Here is a 19,321-nt window from a genome sequence, read left to right on the forward strand (position 1 = left end):
TATCTAGTATACCATGAGCGGTATGATCTGCTATACGTCGGTAGAGTTACCACCAAGACCAATTACGGTATTGAGGACAAATTGAATGATGGCGTAAGCAAATAGGGCGACGAGCAGGCCAATGACGGCATAGAGAATGGTGTTTTTTGCTGAGGTGACCGCGTCTTTATTGCCACTGGAGACAACGTAGCGAAAACCACCAAAAATCAGCATTACTACAGCGAGGATACCGATAAAATAGAGCATGATGTTGATAATTTTTTTCACCAACGAGCTGTCACCGTTAGTTAAGTTGGTTGGCACGCCGTCGCCACGCGCATCATTGATGCCACGAGTGACGCCGCTCTCGCCAAGTGCGAACACTGGAGTGCTTAAAACTACCGTGCCGACACCGATGGTCAGCATGATGCTAACGATACCTGCGAAAAACCTCTTCATGCGCGTTATTATCCTCTCTCTTAGGTTTATTGTCAAGTTTTGTGGTCCGCCCGTCAATCGCGGGGCTAGCCAGACCACTGCTTCTATGATACACTATTTTTAGCTCGTGGAGGAGTACCCAAGTGGCTGAAGGGGACGGTTTGCTAAATCGTTAGTACGGGGAGACCTGTAGCGGGAGTTCGAATCTCCCCTCCTCCGCCAGAGTTATGCCGCTCCCGTCTCGGTTTATCCGGGACTTATTTTATTGTTTTGTTTAGTACGCGGAGTGGGTATCGAATAGAATTTTGGGCCGATGGCACCATCTAAATCAGGAAATATTATTGACAAATTAAAAACCTTATGCTATTATCCTAACATTGCTATGGCCAGATCCATACAGATAAACATAAAAAGAATATGAAATATTTATCACACATTATTACTACTACCACGATGGCACTGGGCCTGTCGACCAGCCTCGGCGTGTTTCTACACGATACGAATATTGATAAAGCGATTGTTTCTGCTTGGCAACTCATGAGTGATGCGCGCCAGGTTGATGACGACCATCACAGCAAGCCGCATTCCTCACCGCACACTCACTCTGACCATCATGATTTTTCAGGGGTGCTAAAGGACGGACAAACTCATCCGCGGACGACGCCGCGCAGCGCTGATCGCAAACACCTACACACCAAGCTTGTCAGTCGTGGTGGCGATGGTGACATTGATGGGCATCGACTGATAGTCGATCCGATTAGCGTGAGCTGATGACTTCGAGCTCGCCGATGAAGCGCTGGATGAGCTTTTCTTGCTCGGCCAGCTGCTGGCGAGTTTCCTCGACGAGATGGGCTGGCGCCTTTTCAACATAAGTTGGATTATCCAGCCGTGCTTGGAGGCTTGACAGGGTTCGCCGCGCTTCACTTAGCCGCACTTCCAGATCGGTCTGGTGCTGATAGAGTGTCTCCTCGTCAATATCCAACCACGCTTCCCTGTTTGCCGCCGCCAACCTAAGGCCTCGCGGTTGATCGGTGTGTGCAATTGACTCCAGGCGCATGAGGTGTTTGATGGTGTCTTGATTATCGGCGATGAGGCTGTCATTACCGTATAACAAGCGGTATTTCTTATTGCCCGGCAGTTCGGCGATTACCCAGCGGCCTTCCGCGACCAGCGTCTTCAGCTGTTCAAACTGCTCGGCGGCGATAGGATCAAACTTTTCTGGGGTTGGCCAGTGGTCGCGCATTAAAATGCCATCGGTGTAATTAAGCGTCTGCCAAATCGTCTCAGTGACAAATGGCGCGAACGGATGAGCGATTTTCAGGCTGGTCGCTAGCGCCCATGACAGTAATGGGCGATTGATAGCGGTTTTTGACGATTCGATGTACCAATCAGCCAGATCATCCCAAATAGCGTGATAGACCGTATCCGCGGCTTCAGAAAAGCGGTACTGCTCCAGGCGGACGGCAACGTTATTGGCGGCGTCGTTCAGCTGGCGGATAATCCAGTGGTCGGCCGGCGTCTGCGGCTCTAGGTCAACGATTTGGTGTTCATCGCCAATTTGTGCCTCGACGAAGCGTGCGATATTCCATAGTTTATTGCAGAAGTTGCGAGCAGCGATAACAGCGCCCTTGTTGAAGGCTTGGTGTTGTGCCGGTGCACGGCCAGTGATGATACCCATACGGGTAGCGTCCGAGCCAAATTGTGAAACCAGTTCCATTGGATTGATGACATTACCCTTGGATTTGGACATTTTTTGATTGTGCTCGTCGTTAACCATACCGTGCAGATAAACATCCTTAAACGGTAGTTTGCCAGTGCGGTACAGGCTGAGCATAATCATGCGCGCTACCCATGCCCGCATGATGTCCATACCAGTTTCCATCAAGCTGGTTGGGAAGTATTTGGCTAGTTCCCCACCGTTTAGATAATCGGTAACAATGTATGGCCACTGTCCAGACGAGAACCAAGTGTCAAAGGTATCCTCTTCCCTGATATATGTTGTACCATTTACAACTATCTTTCGTTCGTCAGTACGAATGTTGAATATCCAATCGCGCGGGTCGCTTTCATTGACGAATGCTGGAATCGGGATGCCCCATGGGATCTGCCGAGAAATATTCCAGTCTTTCAATTGCTTGAAATAAGCGATGAGCTCTTTGCGTTTGGCGGCTGGATAAAAGGTAATCTCTTCCCTCTCTAAGGCTTCAATGGCTGGCTGGGCCAGTGGCTGCATTTTAATAAACCACTGCTCTTTAACCATCGGCTCAATGACGCTGCCGCATTTGTAACAATGTCCGACGGCGTGTTCAATGTCTGTTTCGCCGCGGCGCAGCTCCAGCGACTCCAAGGCCGCCAACACGCGAGTGCGGGCTTCTGCCGGCGTCAGACCTAGGAATTGCGGCGGTACGTTGACCATCGTACCCCCCTGGCTGATGATTTGCTTGAGCGGCAGGTTGTGGCGCTGGGCCATCTCGAAGTCATTCGGGTCGTGTGCCGGTGTAATTTTCACCGCGCCAGTACCGTAGTTCATATCGACGTACTCGTCGGCGATAATCGGGATTTCCTCGTCGGTAATTGGTAGTAAAATTCGCGTGCCGATGAGGTGTTTGTAGCGCTCATCGTCCGGGTGGACAGCTACTGCCACGTCGCCCAGCATAGTCTCCGGCCGCGTGGTGGCGACTACGATTTCGCCGATTTTATCCAGCGTCGGGTAAGCGATTTGCCACAACTTCCCTTTTTCATTCTTATGCTCAACTTCAATGTCGGCGAAGCTGGTTTGGTGTTTGGTACAATAATTGACAATCCGCTCACCGCGGTATACTAGCCCGTCGTCCCACATTTTTTTGAACGTCTCGTACACCGTAGCGATGACTTTATCGTCCAGCGTAAAGGTCAAATGCTGCCAAGAAGCGCTGACGCCCAGAGCTCGCAGCTGCAACTCCATATTGCCGCGTTTTTCTTCCACAAACTTCCAAACTTGGTCGTATAGTTGTTCACGTGAAAAGTCGAAGCGGCTTTTTCCCTGTTTGGCTAGCTCTTTTTCATAAACTACCCAGGTCTCAAAGCCAGCATGATCTGCCCCAGGAATAAATACCGCATCATCACCCTTCATGCGGTGATAGCGAATCATAATATCCTTCAAATTCATGTCCAGGGCATGGCCAATGTGCAAGTTGCCATTGGCGTTGGGCGGTGGCATGACGATGGAATACGGTTTACCGACACCGGTCGGCTCTAATGCGCCGCTGGTTTCCCACATGGCGTAAATGTTTGGTTCGTAATCGTTTGGGGTGTATTGTTTGGCTAGTTGCATGAATAATTCCTACTTTTCACGTGAAAAGCGAGCATCGCTACCGTCAATATTTTTCACGTGAAAACTCAGACAATAGGCGTAAATGATCTCTCCACGCGGTTATATTACCAAGCCAATTATACCACAGAAAAAGGGGCGGCAAAACCGCGGACGATGCCTGGCTGGGGGTGTTAACGCAGCGTTTGGTAGGCGCGGTACAACCAGTAGCGACTGCGCTGTAATGGCAAATCCCAAGCTCCGGCAAAGGTGACGTCGTGTCCGCCAAATGAGCGTTTGAACTTGGTGAAGCCAGCCCACGGGTGATTTTTATCGGCGCCGTCGGGGGCGATACCGTAGAGGTCAGCTTTGGTTAATCCGTGCTGCTGAGCGTCAACGATTGCCTCGGCTAGCAGGGCAGTGCCAGCGTTGAGCTTGCGGTGAGCTGGGTCTGATGAGGCGCCAGCGTGGGCGTAATATAGCGTGTCGCTGTTATGATAAAACAGGGCGGCGGCGATGGGTTGATCATCAAGCGCGGCGTAGTACAGTGTGGCTGCACCGAGCGGGAAGAGAGTGGCGGCTTGCTGGCGGAAATAACTATCGGGGTGCGGCGTAATGCCGCGGTGCTGAGCGACTTGGTGGACGAATTTCAGTAAGATATCAATGTCGTGCGGGTTGGTCGAGCGGTGGACAGAGACGCCTTTTTTATGATAATTGCGGTACACATTACGAACTGGCTGTGCCATATGGGCGATCAGCTGGTCTTGCGGCTGGGTCAGGTCGATGACGTGCGAGTGCTCGGGCTGGAGCTTTTGGTAGGTGACCTTTTTCCAGCCGTGAGTTTGCAGATGGGCGGTAAAGTCGAGGTTGGTTGGTTCGACGCGCAGAAAGGTAACATGATGTTTTTTACCAAGTTGAGTTAAGGAATCAAGGGCTGCCGCTAGCGAATGCTCGTCATTGGCAGTAGGACCGTACGGGCAATACAGGCGGGAATTGCCGGTGCTGCGCTCCAAAATAGCCAGATATTCCCAACCTGGGCCGCTATCGCGAAAGGTGGTGCGGCCGAGTGATTCTTGAAAGGCTTGCCAGGCGGTTGATTGTAAAAAATGTTGATTCATGTTGTAATCCTCACAACGTTAGATTGTTGTCATTGATAAACTTGGTTGGACTTCCAGGTCGTACGGGTCGGCGGGCTGGTCGATTTGAGCGCGGAAATAACCGAGCGCGGCGATCATGGCGGCGTTGTCGGTGCAGAGCTGGATCGGTGCATACTCGATGTCGATAGGCAAGGCCCGGCGCAGTTGGCGGCGTAATTCTTGGTTGGCGGCGACGCCACCGGCGATGACGACGGAGGCAGGCTGGAAATTGTCGTAAGCTTTCTTAGTCTTATCGACCAGGGTTTTAACGGCGGTGTACTGGAAACTGGCTGCCATATTATGCCTTAGGCTGTCGTTTACTAGCTCTGGAAGCTCGTGCGACGGAAAGGTGAAGTCTTTGCCCACCTCGCGCTGAACGGTCCTCAGAACGGCTGTCTTGAGGCCAGAGAAGGAAAAATCGTACTTGCCAGTGAGCTTGGCGATGGGCAGGTGAAAGGCGTGGGGATCGCCGAGCTCGGCTGCTTTGGCGATGGCAGGGCCGCCAGGGTAGGGCAGACCAATGATTTTGGCAACCTTATCGAACGCCTCGCCGACGGCGTCGTCTTGGGTCTGGCCGATGAGCTGGTAGTCGCCGTGACCTTGGAAAAGGACGAGTTGCGAATGCCCGCCAGAGACGATGAGGGCGAGGAGGGGGAAGGTGGGTTGATAATGCGGTAAAGACAGCGCCAAATCGCTAGAATTAACAACGGCTTCCGCACGCCGAGATGCTTTCTTGTCAGATTCTTTGGCGACTGCGGGACTTGCTTTGCTCAAACAGTCCTCGTCTCGCAAGGAATCTGACAAGCTCGCCTCTCGGGTTTGTGCAGATGTTGTTAATTCCAGCAATTTGGCATGTTTTGAGCCTCTCTTTTTCTGTTCGGTGATAAAATTAGCATACACATGCGCCTCGACATGGTGTATTTTATAAAGCGGCTTATCGTGAATGATGGCGAGAGTGCGAGCAGCGAGAGTGCCGATGAGCAGCGAACCGATCAGGCCGGGCGCATAGGTGACGGCGATGGCGTCGATATCGTCCCAGGTGCAATCAGCGTCAGACAAAGCTTTTTTAATGACCGGGTTGACAACTTCCAGGTGGCTGCGGGCGGCAATTTCTGGGATGACGCCGCCGTATTCGGCGTGGATGTCGATTTGGGAATTGATCACATTAGAAAGCAGGCGTTCGCCGTCTTCAACGACCGCCGCCGCTGTTTCGTCGCAGCTGGACTCGATTCCCAAAATCCTCATTTGCTTTTATTATAGCAAATATAAGTGGTAAAATAGGGATATGAAAGCCATATTGGTGAAGTTTGTAAGGAAAGTACTGCCGGGCGGGATGCTGCGGCGGTTGGAGAATGGGTATCGGCGGCTGCGTGTCAAACTAGTTAGCGCGCGGTATGGCAATCCGTCAAAGCACCTCAGGGTGATCGCGGTGACTGGGACGAATGGCAAGACGACAACGTCGTGCTATATCAATGAGATTTTGAAAGAAGCTCATTTCACGACCGCGATGTTCACCACAGCGGTGATCGAGGTGGCGGGCAAGCGAAAACTCAATGACCTCAACGCTACGGTGGCGAGCACAGCGCGGATGCAGCGGTTTTTCCGCGACGCTAAGCGGGCGAACGCTGACTACGTGGTGCTGGAGGTGACGAGTCATGCGCTGGATCAGCACAAGCTGGACGGCGTGCCGATCGAGGCAGCGGTGATGACGAATTTGACGCAGGATCACCTCGATTACCACAAGACGATGGAAGAGTACGCAGCGGCCAAGAGCAAGCTGTTTCAGCTGCGTCCGCGGTTTATCGTGCTCAACCGCGATGATGAGTGGTATGACTATTTTAATCAGTTTGTTGCCAGCGAGCAAAAGATGACGTACGGTCGAAGTGCGGAGGCTGAGGCAAAAATTACCCACGTCAAGTTGTATCGTAAGGGCACTGAGGCCGACGTGGTGCTGGATCATCAGACACACTTGGAGTTGGCGACGAATCTGCCGGGCGAGTTCAACGTGATGAATATGACGGCTGCGACGACGCTGGCGTATTTATTGGGCGTCAAGCTGGAGGATATCCAGGAGGGCGTAGCCAATGTCGAGGCCGTGCCAGGGCGGTTTGAGCGAGCGGTCGAGGGCCTGGGCTATGACGTGATCGTTGATTATGCGCATACGCCGGATGCGCTGGAAAAACTGCTGGCTGCGGCCCGCGGTATCACTAAGCAGCGGGTGATTTTGGTGTTCGGGGCGTGTGGCGATCGTGATCAGGGCAAGCGACCGATCATGGGCGAGATCGCGGCGCGTGGGGCGGATCGGATTTTCCTGACTGATGAGGAAAGCTATAACGAAGATCCAGAGCAGATCCGGCGGATGCTAATGGAAGGAATTGAGCGCGGTCGCGGTGACGCGAAAACAACGGAAATTGCCGACCGGCACCAGGCGATTGAGCGGGCGCTTGGCTGTGCCAAGAAGGGCGATATGGTGCTAATCACCGGCATGGGTCACGAGCAATATCGGATCGTCAATGGTCAGCGGCTGCCGTGGAATGATGGCCAGGTGGTGCGCGAGATCGTTGGTCGGGAACGGGCGGCGTGAGGTATGCGGCTACTATTGGTAACCAGAGGGATTCCCGGCTCTGGTAAGTCGACGTTTCTCGCGGAGCAGGGGCTTGATATGTATACCTTGTCGCCGGATGCGATACGGCTGATGCTGGCGTCGCCGCAGTTGACGCTTGACGGGCAAACGACTATGCCGTCGCGTCAGGATGCAATGGTGTGGCGGCTATTACACGAGATGCTGGAGCAGCGGATGACGCGGGGTGAGACGACGGTGGTTGATGCAACGCACACGACGCCGAATTACTTCAAGACGTACGGCGAGCTGTGCCGGAAATATCGCTACCGGCTGGTGGTGATTGATTTTGCTGATGTGCCGCTGGCGGTATGTCAAGAGCGTAATCGAGGGCGGCCGAGCCATAAGGTGGTGCCGAGTAGCGTACTTGAGCGCATGCATCGGCGGCTGCAGCAAAGTTCACTGCCGAAATGGGTGACGGTGGTGCGGACAGCTGAGGAGGTGAATCAACTGCTTACTAATCAGCCAGAGAACGTTGATAGATATCGGGCGATTCATCACATTGGCGATGTCCAGGGGTGTTTTACGCCGCTGAAGGAATATGTCGAGCGGTATCCGCTTCGGGATGATGAGCTGTATATTTTTGTCGGTGACCTGTTGGATCGCGGCACGGAGAATGATGCGGTGATGCGATTTGTTTGTGACGAGCTACTTGACCGACCAAACGTGCGGTTCGTCGAGGGCAATCATGAGCTATATCTCTGGCAGTGGGCGACTGATCAGCCGGTTGCGGCGCGGGTGTTTAGCGAACAAACGCAGCCGCAGCTGGAGGCGGCAGGCATTGATAAGCGCAAGGTAGCGCGGCTGATGCGGCGGATGGATCAATATATTTTGTACCAATTTCGAGACCAAACCGTCTTGGTGACGCATGGTGGACTTAGTACGCTGCCGGAGCGGTTGCCGCTGGTGGCGACCAGCCAGCTGATCCATGGCGTGGGGGTGTATGATGAGGTTGGGGCGGTGGATGATGCATTTATGGCGCAGACTGATGACGCGACGTTTCAGATTCACGGACATCGCAACAGGCAAAATTACCCCACGCGCTACAACGAACGGTGCTATAACTTAGAGGGAAAGGTTGAGTTTGGCGGCGAGCTGCGAACAGTGCGGCTGGACGAGAACGGCATGACGCCAATCACTATTCGAAACCAACAGGCAACAGCGCGGCTGTATCCGGAAAACGCAGCGTTCCTAAGCCAGCTGCGGCAGAATCGTTACATTCGCGAATCAATCCTGCCGGGTGATATCAGCTCGTTTAATTTCAAGCCCGAGGCATTTTATCGTCAAGCATGGACGACGCAAACGATGCGGGCGCGCGGACTGTTTCTCAATACGCTGACAAACGAGATCGTGATTCGGGCCTATGACAAGTTTTTTAACATTGGCGAGCGGCGCGATACTGAGCTAGCGGCGCTGGAGCAGACGATGACCTTTCCGGTGCGGGCGTGGGTGAAAGAGAATGGATTTTTAGGATTAGTCGGGTACAATTCGGCGGCGGGCAGGCTGGTGATGGCGTCAAAGTCAACGACCGAGGGTGACTATGCGGCGGCCTTTCGGCGAGAATTTTTGGAGCAATTTCGAGACAGACTGCCGTATATCACTGATTATCTGCGCCGTCATAACGTGTGTCTATTGTTTGAGGTCATGTTGCCGCGATTTGACCCGCATATTATCGCCTATGAGTCGGATCAGCTGGTGCTGCTCGATATCGTCAAGCGGCAGGTTGCATACGAGGCGGTCGACCGGCAGGAGCGGGAGCGATTTGCGCGCGAGATTGGGGCGAACAGCAAGCGTCTGGCGGCGGAGTTTTCATCATGGAGGGAGTTTATGACGTGGTTTGACCGGCTTCACGGCATGGCGTATCAGTGGCAGGGCGAGTGGATTGAGGGTTTTGTAATTGAAGATGCTGGTGGCTATCAGGTTAAGGTCAAGCTTGATTATTATACCTTTTGGCGGCAGATGCGGACGGCACTGGCGGCGCTGCAGGCTGGTCGGCAGCCATCAACGAGGCCCGATTGTCCCGATCCGGCGCTGGCAGCCCGGGTAATTAAATATATGCGGCAGCTGCCCGTCGAGGAATTGGCGCGGCTGGACATCATCGCGCTGCGGCGACGGTTTGAGTAGGCGAGTGGCTGGTTTCTTGTCGTACGCGGGGGCGGTCTGGTACAATCTTGATATACGCATAACGGAGGGGGTGCTTATGTGGAAGCTTGTCATTAGTATTATTGGGGCTGCGTTAGTGGTGTGCATCGCGGTGCCGGCGACGGCTGGAGCGGCTTCTGAGTATGATGATCTGGTCGAGAAAGTGACGACGAAGACCCTGATTAACTATGTGGATAATTACCACGGTAAGACGTGCGGTTCACCGACGGATGATTATGCGAAGAAGTGGTTTTATTCTTTTAAAAGACAAAAATCTTTTGCAAATCCGCATCACCTTGAAGCTGTTGCAAGTCTTGAAAAAGCCATCAATTCACCAGCTGGTGCGTACGCGGTGATTTATACACAAAAGAATAATCACAATAACAATTCTAGTGCCTCGCTGGCTGCTGTATATTGGACCGAAGATGGTAGGGATGATTTTGAACTTAGTTTTCAGCAAGTCAACAAGGTTCGTCGACTCGTAGTCCAGCGGAAGGCGGGGTCGCACAAACAACTATATTTTGCAAGCATAGCGAGCCCAGCACTGCAGCAAATTAATTCAAATTATTGTATACCCGAATTTTTCTTAGGTTACACTAGCGGCAGTACTAGTCAATTTGCAATAGATGAAATTGGTCACAACAAGCTCCTCTCATCTAATTTTCGGACGGTTTATCCTGAAAACTACAGTGGTCCTCAAATAAATTCGGATGATCCGGGCGCGAAGTGGTATCCTGAGAAGTCCGGATATGAAGATTTATTAGATAAAATAACAACGAAGAAACTGGTCAACTATATTAATAATTATTATGGCAAATCATGTGGCTCTTTTGGAAGTGATTACTCTAGCCAATGGCTAACCTTGTTTGAACGCCAGAGCCGTTACTATGAGCGCCCCTATCATCAAGATGCAGTTGCCAGCCTACGTAGGGCAATGGCTTACGGTGATTATGCGGTCGTTTACGACCAGAAAAATAATACGAAACCGTTATCACCATATTTGATAAGTGTGTATTGGACAGAAACCAAGGGAGCTTTCAGAGGGCTCTTCCTTGGGGAGGACTCTTGGAGGTCATTTAGTATAGTTCGCTCTAAGGGAATTAACATCTCAGAAAGACTACATTCGGCAGTTATTGCTAGTCCGCGACTTATTCAAAATTTTACTAATCAGTGTGACCCCGCTTTTTTATGGGGATATTCACAGTATCAAGTGTCGGAGGTTCATATACGCGAGGATCGGCACAGAAAGCTTTTCACCTCAACCTTTGACGTCGAATATCCAGACGGCTATAAGGGTAAGCCGATTCCTGGCGATCGACGCAATATCAAGTATCTCGCCCTCGGCGACTCCTTCTCCAGCGGCGAAGGCGACATTGATAAAAATCCGGCGACTGACCGGAAGTATTATCGCCAGTGGACGGACGTGAATGAAGATAAGGCGAAGGGCGCGCCGAAGGAAAAGTGCCATGTCAGTACGCGTTCGTATCCGTACAAGCTGGCGAATTGGATGGGGCTGGGTAGCGGCCCGTCGGCGGCGTGGGCGTCGGTTGCGTGTAGTGGGGCGACCGTGTATGACATGAATTGGGACAATTCGGGCGGCTATGAAGGGCAGGACAGTCCGCTCGGGCGGCTGCATGGTTATGACAATAAAGGAGTGTTGCAGAAGATGGCGCTCAACGAGATGATCCCAGGACGCGTCAAGCAAATCGAGTTCGTGAAGAAATACCAGCCAAAGGTGATCACGCTGACGGCGGGCGGGAATGATGTGGATTTTGGAGGGAAATTATTCAGCTGCGTTCCGTTCCCCAATACGTGCACCTGGGCAAAGATAGAGTGGCGCAACAAATTGAAGAGTGACATTGTAAATCAATTCGACAGACTAAAAACTTTGTATGAAGAACTCAGGAAAGCTTCCGGTAATAAAGCAAAAATTTACGTATTTGGCCACAATTCGTAAATGGCGCTCCAGATGCGCCATGTTTTGGGCGCGGTCTTCTCTTTTTAGACGCAAGGGAGCGTGAGATGATTACAAATTCTGTAACTTACCTTAATAACACTATTAAACAGGCTGCGAAAGCAGCTGGTGTCAAATATGTTGATATAGAAAACGCTTTTGGAGATCACTGGCTTTGTGGTAACGGTGACAGACACGTTAACCCACTCTTGCTGAATGAGATGATTGTTAGTAGAATTCCAGATCTTCGACTTCCTTGGGTAGAGTTTCAAGAAAGCTTCCATCCAAACGCCAAAGGCCACGCCGATATTGCTCGTGCTTTTAGGAAAGAGCTAGGTGGCGTTAATCCTGCAGACTATAAAATCTGTAAAAATGACGCGACAACTTGTCCTGACAACTCTGCGACGAAGGATAATATACCAGCACCTCCCTATTTTAACGTTGCTAATGAACAGGAAGACATAAAGTTTACTTATTATAAACTATCCAACGGGACAGCAACAAAAGTTCAAGAAAAATATATAGAGATCAAAACATCCAGACGCCCGTACAAGCCCTGGAAAAAGGTATACGTAAAGATTTACTCTGAGCCAAGAGATTTGGGCGAGATTGAAGCTGATAAGAATGGTGAAATTAATGGATCTGTGGCGCTGCCTGAGGATTTGCCCGCTGGATATCACACGCTGGTGGTGTCTGGCGAGGCTCCAGATGGCAAGAAGCAGGAACTGTACCAAACCATTCTCATTAAAGGTCCAAACCCCGAGGATATTGATGAAAATGGTACGCCGGACAAACTTCAACCCTGCGGGGCTTTCGCTCAAGCTGCTAATAAAGACGAAGACCTTGACGGCATCGACGACGCCTGTGACCCCGAAGTCACCGACCCTATCCTCTACACTGCTCGCAACGGTAAATCGTCGCTTGGCGAGGATGAGGATCGGATTTATCTCTTTCGCAATACGCGAGCAGCTAATCTGACTGGTGTCACAAACGATTACGTTGACAAGTCAAAAAACCAGAACAACACTGATGCGCTGGTTGGACATACTTTAAGCGAAGAGACACGCGGACTTGCATTCAATAAACTGGTCGTTATGAAAGAAGCTGACGGTGATATTAAAAAAGGAACGCCAATTATTCTCGCCAAAGACATAAACGAGAAGTGCTATGCTCTAAAACCAGAAAATTACCTATCGCCAGCACTCAAACCAGGATCAAAAGATTATAAACTACGAGGATTAACAAAACTAAATACACTAGCGAAGGGGGTTGGTTGTGAAGAATAAAGATTTAAAAATGCTATTTATTGTTATGGTTCCTATTGTCATAGTAATTCTATTTTTCTTAATATTACGTCAATTTGCGGCTAAAATCTTTCCCTACGGCAACTCCTACTATGAATTTTTATACTCTAGCTATGCGGTAACTGGAGCTATGCTGCTATTCTTTGGGGTAACTCTATTGGCAAAAACTAAAGGTAGGCGTAAAATGTGGTCTCTGCCTGTGATTTTGTTAGCATTATTCTTGTTGGCTAGTTGGCTTTTGTACGGAGTACTAGACGATATTAGGTTTTAACGCCTTAATTGTGCGATTGCATTGAAATCTGGAGATGATGACTACAAGCTACGAGGATTAATAAAATTAAGTAAACTAGCGAAGGGGGTTGGTTGTGAAGAATAAGAAAGTTATAAAGTATTCAATCATGCTGTATACTGGTATACTGTCGGTTTTAGGATTGTGCCAGTTTCTAGGCATACCAAACCTTGATACAGCTTCAAGACACGACAGGATGTTGCTGGGAGCAACTATATGGTGGTTGGGTGTGGCCGGGGTTATTATAAATGTGATTATTGCAATAAGGCTTAGAACATCGAGGACCCTGGCTATTGTCCTGCTAATGTTGTGTATCGTGTTTGGCTTGGTCGGTGGTTTTCATTATTATCTAGCAGTTAACTGGAAATGGGGTTGATCCGTGAAGAATAGAAGCAGCTTATATGTTTTGTTATCAATATCATTGCCAATATAATCGGGGATTTCATGACCATTCGGCGGCCCATTGCTCATTGTGATAGGTTGATTAACTAACGCAGCCGATTTATCATGAGGGGTAGGTTATGAAAGATGATGTAGCGACGACGGATAAGCCATACTTAAGCGATACGGTCGTGATTTTGCTAGTGGTCGCACCGGTGGCTCTGTGCGGGCTGCTCTTTGTTGTGGCTGGGTGGGATACGTGGTGGATTCGTGAATATCATGTCATCGAGATAGCAGCAATGGCGCTACCGATGCTATTGTCGGCGGCGGGAGTGTGGATGGCGGTGTGGCTGAAGGGTATATATAAACTCTGCGCGTTCAGTAGCCTCGCGGTAGCGGCATTGTTCTGGCTGGCGTTCCTTTATAAGCTATCGCAGTGATTTTTTACGACTCTCGTGGTACTTGGTGCGGTGATTGATAGTCATAAGCACTGTTCCGCAGATGAAAAGTGGCGGTGCGCAGAATAGGTATACAAACTCTCCCAGCCCATCAGCCAGAAAGCAGTTACCTATGGAAAATCCGCTACCGCAGCGTCCAGGAATGCCCCACCCGCCGATCGTCATGTCGAGGAGCAGTATGAGTATTGCGAGGTAAAACAGGATACCTGTTATGACAAGCGGCCAGCGATTGCGTAGGGTCTGATGGTGGGCGGTGATTGACCGGTCCGTTATCCCCATCATCAGCAAGGTGATAAGCATGGCGACAATGAACCACATCGAGTCGTGCAGATAATAATCATAATAATAGTCGGGCGGGCCAAATTGGTCGGAGTTGAGCTTGTGTAGGTGGTCATTATGGGCAGTTGCAAGCACAAAAACGAGGATCGTCAGGCCGTAAACAAGCCAACGCATAATGCGGGTGGCAATTGATTTTTTTGATGGAGTATTTTCAGTCATCAATAGTCGCTTTCAAAAAACTGCCGTTTCTTTTCGAGCCACGCGTCTGATTGGCGGACGAGTTTTTGGCTGTCGGCAGAGTTTTTGAGGAGTGGCTTGATGGCTTCCTCGAGGTAGATGCCGCCCTGGGAGCCTTTGAAGAGGAAGGTGGTGTCTTTATTGGCCAAGCGAGTGAGGAACTCAGTGGCATCAGTGGCTTTAGTAAACGAAGTGACAGTACAGCCATTTTGCCGAGCAACTGGAGCGAGGAATTGCCCGGCCAAGTGGCCAACAGTGATGACGTGATCGAGCTGTTTTGGGTCACACAGCGCGCCGATGGCAGCGTGTTCATCGGCTGCGGTCTGGCCCAGCTCGTTCATGTCGCCGAGGACGGCAATCTTGGTTTTGGCGGGCAGCTGGTAAAGCGTCGTCAGGGCGGATTTTACAGCGAGGGGACTGGCATTATACGAGTCATCGATGATGGTTGCGTCGTTGATACCGGGCAAGATATTCATGCGGCCGCTGACTGGCGTGAAATTCTCGAGCATGGTCATCACGCATTCAATGTCAAGTCCAAGCTCCAACGCCACCGCCGCCGCGCCGCCGGCAACACGGAGTTGATGTACGCCGACAACGGGGATGATGAATAGACGCGAGGTTTGGTCGGCGTGGACGAGCTGGCACTGAAAGCCCTTGCCACTGGTAAATTTACCAATAGCCATCTGGTAGTCAGCGCCCGGCTCGGTGCCATAGGAAATGATTTGGCCGCAATCGGCGAAGTCCACGAACTCGGGGCGGATATCGTCGCGGTTGTAGATCACTTTTTCGCTATATGCAGCGAGGGCAAATTCCTCGCGGGCGACAGTTTCTAATGAGCCGAAAAACTCCATATGCTCAGGTGCGATGGCGGTGACGATGGTAATGTCGGGGCGAATATAGCGGCCAAACGCAGCCATTTCACCGGGGTGATCAATGCCAAATTCTTGGACGACAACATCAATGTCATGCTGGCGGCGGGCAGCACGGCGGGCTCGACCCAAGACCGATAACCAATTCCATACCGAGCGGGGATTCTGCGGTGAGTCAACACCGAGGATTTCTAGTGGCGCGCTAAACTCGGCGTTGAAGTTGCCGCGGTTGGTGCGGACTTTATAACTGGAGTTTAGGACGCTGACGAGGGTTGATTTGGTAGTGGTTTTGCCGACGCTGCCGACGACGGCAACGAGCTTGATGTGTGGATTATGCAGGAAGAATGTAGTGACAGAGCGGGCGAGAATGCGCGAGATGAGGGTTTTGAAGAGTCTCATGAGTATAGTATAGCATCTTTTGAATATGGGTAGTGAATCAGGAACTTGATTTTTTATCAAGTTTATGCTAATATTCACTACAGTTATGCTTAATCATGAACGGACATCAGCACGAAGGTTAGCACCACCTCGTTGGGGCAGGGTGGATGACATATTATATGCTGTCACAAAAACACCAGAATACCAAAAAACAATCAATGAGGTGAAGTCTCAAAGAGCTGAGCGACAGCCAGCACAAGAGAGTAATACCGAAGAGTGGGGTGCACGACTTATCGAAAGCTTGCCTAGTGTGCTGCGCGGAAAAGCGGTCACTCTTCTGGCTGCACAAGCCGTGTCGGAGCGAGTGGGGCGAACCCATAAATATGAGAGCGACCAAACTCGTCAATTAGCGCTTATGGCAGCGATACCAAATTGGCTGTTAGCGAAGCGACAGCTTGACAAACATGGCAAAACAATGGAACGCCCTGAGAAAAAGAAATTACTTGGTCCAATAATAGCATTTAACCATGCCCTTCGTAAGATAATCGACGCGGAACAATGTTCAGGGATGCAGCAGTTGATTAATTTTGTTAATGACATTGTTTTAATGATGAGTGAGAGCGAGGAGGTCGCTCGGTATGCAGAAAATGCAGCACAAATAACCCTCGTTGGTATGAGACAGGAAATTGCGGCAGAGAGCGTGCTAAGTTCAATGCAGGAAGTGCATGGCATCAGGGGTGCAAACGACGAGGAAGAACTGGACGGTATAGATATTGTCGTGAATTATAACGGTATTGAGGTTGGGATTGATATTAAATCAAGCCAAACTGCCGCTGATAAAGCAAATGGAGTCGCTAGAGAACATAGAGATACTAAGTACATGGCAGTGTGGTCTGGGTTTACCGGTTGTGATTTTGGTAGCAATCTCATTTTGGAGGATTGGCAGCTTAGAAATCAACAAGGCTATTATCGCTCCGTTATGGATGTAGTGATTCAGCAAGTTGGACATAATGTTGCATGATATATCAGAATAGTTTATAATACTAAAGATGCCTATACGTTCATATGATATTATCACCCCTGACGATTTAAACTCGGAAGCATTTCTGAGACAACAATATATAGAAGCGCTCAAGCGTAGCACTGAGATACCTGGCAAGGTAGGCGCGGTTGCACTTCGGTTGGTTGTGACTCCTAATTCTGATGGTAATGAGTTGGCGACACGGCGACACAAACAGAACGGTAGTGCTGAGACAATTATGCTAAATGCAACCATGGTGCTTGATGCAACGGGTTTTGATGAGTCCTCTATTCGAGCGACTGGAAATGTTACGGTTGGGACAGAGAAAGCAGTTTGTGGCCCGGGGAGGCTTGAAAAAGATAAGAATGATCAATTAAAACTGCATGTTAATGAAAAGCTGGCGAATCCGGAGGAACCAGGTGAGGCGGCTATGAAGTTCAATTTCTAGCACTCACGCTTGACGAGTGCTAATTTGGTGCGGTACAATGGGTGTATTGTTAACGAAATGGAGGATGATATGGATACACCTATCAAGCCTCTCGGCGACCGCGTGGTAGCGGTGCGCGAGGAGGCGAAGACGCAGACGGCTAGCGGATTATATTTGCCGGACAACGCCAAGGAGAAGCCAGTGGTGGCTGAAGTCAAAGCGGTTGGCGGTGATGTCAAGAGTGTAAAGGTGGGCGACAAGATTGTATATAAGGAATATTCGACCACGGATTTGAAAATTGACGGTACGGAATATTTGATCGTCCGCGAGGAAGATATTTTAGCAACGGTTGTTTGAGAAAAGGGGAGTTTTTATTATGGCAAAAAAAGTTTTTTACGATGATGATGCGCGCGCTCGCGTGTTGGGCGGTGCCGAGGCACTGTATAACGCAGTCAAGGTAACCTACGGGCCAAAGGGCCGCAATGTGGTGATTGCCAAGGGGTTTGGCGGACCAACCGTGACGCATGACGGTGTAACGGTGGCGGAAGGTATTGAGCTGGGTGAGCAAGACGACGAGACACTGGGTTATAAGGTCGGTGCTGATTTGATCAAACAGGCGGCCAAGAACTTGAACAAGCAGGCTGGCGACGGCACCACGACTGTGACGGTACTGACCTATTCGATTTTGAAGGAGGCTAACCGGTTGATCGCAGCGGGCCACAACCCAATGGAGCTGCGCAAGGGCATCGAGCAGGCCGGTGCGGAAATTGTCAAAGAGCTGAACAAATTAGCTGAGCCAATTGAAGGCAAGTCTGAGCGTGTGGCAGAAGTGGCAACCATTTCGGCGGGCGACGCGGAAATTGGCAAATTGATCGCTGGTGTCATCGAGAAAGTTGGTAAAGACGGCGTGGTAACGGTTGAGGCTGGCCAAGGTTTGGAGCTGGAGGCTGAGGTTGTTGAAGGCTTCAGCCTGGACAAAGGCTGGGTCAGTCCGTTCTTTGTCACCGACACCGGTCGGCAAGAGGCGGTTTATGAAAAGCCAGCGATTTTGATCACCGATAAGAAGATTTCCAGCGTGCAAGAGTTCCTACCAATGCTGGAAAAATTGGCACAAAGTGGGAAAAAGGATGTGGTGCTGATCGCTGATGAAGTTGAAGGTGAGGCGCTGAGTATCTTGGTGCTGAACAAGCTCAAGGGCGTGTTTAACACCGTGGCGGTCAAGGCACCAAGCTTTGGCGACCGCCGCAAGGAGATTTTACGCGATATCGCAGCGTTGACTGGCGCAACGGTGATTTCTGAGGATCATGGTTTGACGTTTGAGAATGCTGGCTTAGAGGTGTTGGGTTCGGCGCGCAAGGTGATTGTCGGTAAAGATGAAACCACCATCGTTGAGGGCGCGGGTAAGCCGTCAGCAGTGAAGGAACAAATCGCTCAGATCAAGGCGCTGTCCGACAATGCTTCCAGCGAGTACGAAAAAGAACAATTCGACAAGCGGGCAGCTGCCTTGAGCGGCAAGGTGGCCGTTATTAAAGTCGGCGGCGCGACCGAGACAGAAATTGACGAAAAGAAGTTCCGGGTGGACGACGCAGTGGCAGCGACCAAGGCAGCCTTGGCTGAAGGAATTGTCACCGGTGGTGGCGTCACGCTGGTGAATTTGGCTGGCGGCTTGAAAGTGAGCGGTGCAGATAGCATCGCGGCTGGCCGGCAGATTCTAAAGGATGCCCTGAAGCAGCCGTTCCTACAGATTATGCGTAACGCTGGCTTGAATGCCGACGCGCTGCTAGCGCAAGTCGAGGCGGGCAAGGCTGGCTTTGGCGTTAATGTCATGGATCCGGAAGCAGGCCTGGTGGACGTCAAAAAAGCTGGCGTCATCGACCCAGCGCGCGTCACTAAGGAAGCAGTGCAGAACGCGGTATCTATCGCCTCAACCGCAGCAACCATGGGCGCACTGGTCGTCGACGTACCAGAGCCAGAAGCTCCAGCTGTGCCTGGTGGCATGCCAGGTATGGGGATGATGTAAGACTCTTGCTTCTACCAGTAAAATGTCCCGTATGAAGCGGGACATTTTATATTGCTCGTGAAGTGAATTACCGACCTTGGGCCTGCGCTCTGTTTATGTT

The 19,321-nt window shown here is 50.8% G+C and carries 18 protein-coding genes and 1 tRNA gene; 13 read left to right on the forward strand and 6 right to left on the reverse strand.

Annotated features, from left to right (window positions below; genetic code table 11):
• Nucleotides 1-30: 30 nt before the first annotated feature.
• Entirely contained in the window at nucleotides 31-438 is a 408-nt protein-coding gene (locus GWK74_00145) for a hypothetical protein (protein ID QHU89949.1), read from the reverse strand.
• Nucleotides 439-546: 108 nt separating this feature from the next.
• Between GWK74_00145 and GWK74_00150 the strand changes: the two genes are divergently transcribed.
• Nucleotides 547-639: transfer RNA gene (locus GWK74_00150), tRNA-Ser, on the forward strand.
• 195 nt (nucleotides 640-834) lie between these two features.
• Nucleotides 835-1,188 (forward strand): hypothetical protein, encoded by a 354-nt coding sequence (locus GWK74_00155; protein ID QHU89950.1) that lies wholly within the window; start codon nucleotides 835-837, stop codon nucleotides 1,186-1,188.
• Here GWK74_00155 and GWK74_00160 read toward each other — a convergent pair.
• The 3 genes from GWK74_00160 to GWK74_00170 all read right to left on the reverse strand — a co-directional run bounded on the left by GWK74_00160 (nucleotide 1,175) and on the right by GWK74_00170 (nucleotide 6,087).
• Nucleotides 1,175-3,730, reverse strand: coding sequence for a valine--tRNA ligase (locus tag GWK74_00160; GenBank protein ID QHU89951.1), 2,556 nt, complete (start codon nucleotides 3,728-3,730; stop codon nucleotides 1,175-1,177). The genes GWK74_00155 and GWK74_00160 overlap by 14 nt on opposite strands.
• Nucleotides 3,731-3,900: 170 nt before the next feature.
• Complete coding sequence (locus GWK74_00165; GenBank protein ID QHU89952.1) at nucleotides 3,901-4,824, reverse strand: peptidoglycan bridge formation glycyltransferase FemA/FemB family protein; 924 nt, start codon at nucleotides 4,822-4,824, stop codon at nucleotides 3,901-3,903.
• An 18-nt stretch (nucleotides 4,825-4,842) separates the two neighbouring features.
• Nucleotides 4,843-6,087, reverse strand: coding sequence for a tRNA (adenosine(37)-N6)-threonylcarbamoyltransferase complex transferase subunit TsaD (locus GWK74_00170; protein QHU89953.1), 1,245 nt, complete (start codon nucleotides 6,085-6,087; stop codon nucleotides 4,843-4,845).
• 40 nt (nucleotides 6,088-6,127) lie between these two features.
• On the opposite strand from GWK74_00170, the gene GWK74_00175 reads away from it, so the two are divergent.
• From GWK74_00175 to GWK74_00205, 7 genes are all read left to right on the forward strand, one after another.
• Nucleotides 6,128-7,426, forward strand: coding sequence for a UDP-N-acetylmuramoyl-L-alanyl-D-glutamate--2,6-diaminopimelate ligase (locus tag GWK74_00175; GenBank protein ID QHU89954.1), 1,299 nt, complete (start codon nucleotides 6,128-6,130; stop codon nucleotides 7,424-7,426).
• A 3-nt stretch (nucleotides 7,427-7,429) separates the two neighbouring features.
• Nucleotides 7,430-9,586, forward strand: coding sequence for an AAA family ATPase (locus tag GWK74_00180; GenBank protein QHU89955.1), 2,157 nt, complete (start codon nucleotides 7,430-7,432; stop codon nucleotides 9,584-9,586).
• Nucleotides 9,587-9,662: 76 nt separating this feature from the next.
• Nucleotides 9,663-11,561: a hypothetical protein gene (locus GWK74_00185; GenBank protein ID QHU89956.1), complete on the forward strand. Its 1,899-nt coding sequence runs from the start codon at nucleotides 9,663-9,665 to the stop codon at nucleotides 11,559-11,561.
• Between the two features lie 65 nt (nucleotides 11,562-11,626).
• Nucleotides 11,627-12,844: a hypothetical protein gene (locus tag GWK74_00190; protein ID QHU89957.1), complete on the forward strand. Its 1,218-nt coding sequence runs from the start codon at nucleotides 11,627-11,629 to the stop codon at nucleotides 12,842-12,844.
• A complete protein-coding gene (locus GWK74_00195) occupies nucleotides 12,834-13,133 on the forward strand; it encodes a hypothetical protein (protein ID QHU89958.1) in 300 nt (99 codons plus the stop codon). The genes GWK74_00190 and GWK74_00195 overlap by 11 nt, the downstream gene beginning before the upstream one ends.
• Before the next feature lie 94 nt (nucleotides 13,134-13,227).
• On the forward strand, nucleotides 13,228-13,527 hold the full coding sequence (locus GWK74_00200) for a hypothetical protein (GenBank protein QHU89959.1): 300 nt from the start codon (nucleotides 13,228-13,230) through the stop codon (nucleotides 13,525-13,527).
• A gap of 145 nt (nucleotides 13,528-13,672) precedes the next feature.
• Nucleotides 13,673-13,972: a hypothetical protein gene (locus GWK74_00205; GenBank protein ID QHU89960.1), complete on the forward strand. Its 300-nt coding sequence runs from the start codon at nucleotides 13,673-13,675 to the stop codon at nucleotides 13,970-13,972.
• Here the strand turns inward: GWK74_00205 and GWK74_00210 are convergent.
• Together GWK74_00210 and GWK74_00215 are read right to left on the reverse strand one after the other, a co-directional pair.
• A complete protein-coding gene (locus tag GWK74_00210) occupies nucleotides 13,961-14,488 on the reverse strand; it encodes a hypothetical protein (protein QHU89961.1) in 528 nt (175 codons plus the stop codon). The two genes, GWK74_00205 and GWK74_00210, sit on opposite strands and share 12 nt — an antisense overlap.
• Complete coding sequence (locus GWK74_00215) at nucleotides 14,488-15,774, reverse strand: hypothetical protein (protein ID QHU89962.1); 1,287 nt, start codon at nucleotides 15,772-15,774, stop codon at nucleotides 14,488-14,490. Before GWK74_00215 ends, GWK74_00210 begins: the two co-directional genes overlap by 1 nt.
• Before the next feature lie 142 nt (nucleotides 15,775-15,916).
• Here GWK74_00215 and GWK74_00220 point away from each other — a divergent pair, with 142 nt between their 5' ends.
• The 4 genes from GWK74_00220 to groL all read left to right on the forward strand — a co-directional run bounded on the left by GWK74_00220 (nucleotide 15,917) and on the right by groL (nucleotide 19,221).
• Nucleotides 15,917-16,774, forward strand: coding sequence for a hypothetical protein (locus GWK74_00220; GenBank protein QHU89963.1), 858 nt, complete (start codon nucleotides 15,917-15,919; stop codon nucleotides 16,772-16,774).
• Nucleotides 16,775-16,802: 28 nt separating this feature from the next.
• The gene (locus GWK74_00225; protein ID QHU89964.1) at nucleotides 16,803-17,222 is read left to right on the forward strand and encodes a hypothetical protein; all 420 of its coding nucleotides are present in this window, start codon (nucleotides 16,803-16,805) and stop codon (nucleotides 17,220-17,222) included.
• 69 nt (nucleotides 17,223-17,291) lie between these two features.
• On the forward strand, nucleotides 17,292-17,558 hold the full coding sequence (locus GWK74_00230; GenBank protein ID QHU89965.1) for a co-chaperone GroES: 267 nt from the start codon (nucleotides 17,292-17,294) through the stop codon (nucleotides 17,556-17,558).
• Between the two features lie 19 nt (nucleotides 17,559-17,577).
• On the forward strand, nucleotides 17,578-19,221 hold the full coding sequence (groL, locus tag GWK74_00235) for a chaperonin GroEL (protein ID QHU89966.1): 1,644 nt from the start codon (nucleotides 17,578-17,580) through the stop codon (nucleotides 19,219-19,221).
• The last annotated feature ends 100 nt before the right edge of the window (nucleotides 19,222-19,321 follow it).

The sequence above is a fragment of the Candidatus Saccharibacteria bacterium oral taxon 488 genome (assembly GCA_010202115.1).
In the GTDB taxonomy this organism is placed as follows: Bacteria; Patescibacteriota; Saccharimonadia; order Saccharimonadales; family Saccharimonadaceae; genus Nanosynbacter.

What these genes read in the sequence shown, in the direction of transcription:
- GWK74_00145 (QHU89949.1), bottom strand. Translation starts at nt 438, where the DNA reads ATGAAGAGGTTTTTCGCAGGTATCGTTAGCATCATGCTGACCATCGGT.
- GWK74_00155 (QHU89950.1), top strand. Translation starts at nt 835, where the DNA reads ATGAAATATTTATCACACATTATTACTACTACCACGATGGCACTGGGC.
- GWK74_00160 (QHU89951.1), bottom strand. Translation starts at nt 3,730, where the DNA reads ATGCAACTAGCCAAACAATACACCCCAAACGATTACGAACCAAACATT.
- GWK74_00165 (QHU89952.1), bottom strand. Translation starts at nt 4,824, where the DNA reads ATGAATCAACATTTTTTACAATCAACCGCCTGGCAAGCCTTTCAAGAA.
- GWK74_00170 (QHU89953.1), bottom strand. Translation starts at nt 6,087, where the DNA reads ATGAGGATTTTGGGAATCGAGTCCAGCTGCGACGAAACAGCGGCGGCG.
- GWK74_00175 (QHU89954.1), top strand. Translation starts at nt 6,128, where the DNA reads ATGAAAGCCATATTGGTGAAGTTTGTAAGGAAAGTACTGCCGGGCGGG.
- GWK74_00180 (QHU89955.1), top strand. Translation starts at nt 7,430, where the DNA reads ATGCGGCTACTATTGGTAACCAGAGGGATTCCCGGCTCTGGTAAGTCG.
- GWK74_00185 (QHU89956.1), top strand. Translation starts at nt 9,663, where the DNA reads ATGTGGAAGCTTGTCATTAGTATTATTGGGGCTGCGTTAGTGGTGTGC.
- GWK74_00190 (QHU89957.1), top strand. Translation starts at nt 11,627, where the DNA reads ATGATTACAAATTCTGTAACTTACCTTAATAACACTATTAAACAGGCT.
- GWK74_00205 (QHU89960.1), top strand. Translation starts at nt 13,673, where the DNA reads ATGAAAGATGATGTAGCGACGACGGATAAGCCATACTTAAGCGATACG.
- GWK74_00210 (QHU89961.1), bottom strand. Translation starts at nt 14,488, where the DNA reads ATGACTGAAAATACTCCATCAAAAAAATCAATTGCCACCCGCATTATG.
- GWK74_00215 (QHU89962.1), bottom strand. Translation starts at nt 15,774, where the DNA reads ATGAGACTCTTCAAAACCCTCATCTCGCGCATTCTCGCCCGCTCTGTC.
- GWK74_00225 (QHU89964.1), top strand. Translation starts at nt 16,803, where the DNA reads ATGCCTATACGTTCATATGATATTATCACCCCTGACGATTTAAACTCG.
- GWK74_00230 (QHU89965.1), top strand. Translation starts at nt 17,292, where the DNA reads ATGGATACACCTATCAAGCCTCTCGGCGACCGCGTGGTAGCGGTGCGC.
- groL (QHU89966.1), top strand. Translation starts at nt 17,578, where the DNA reads ATGGCAAAAAAAGTTTTTTACGATGATGATGCGCGCGCTCGCGTGTTG.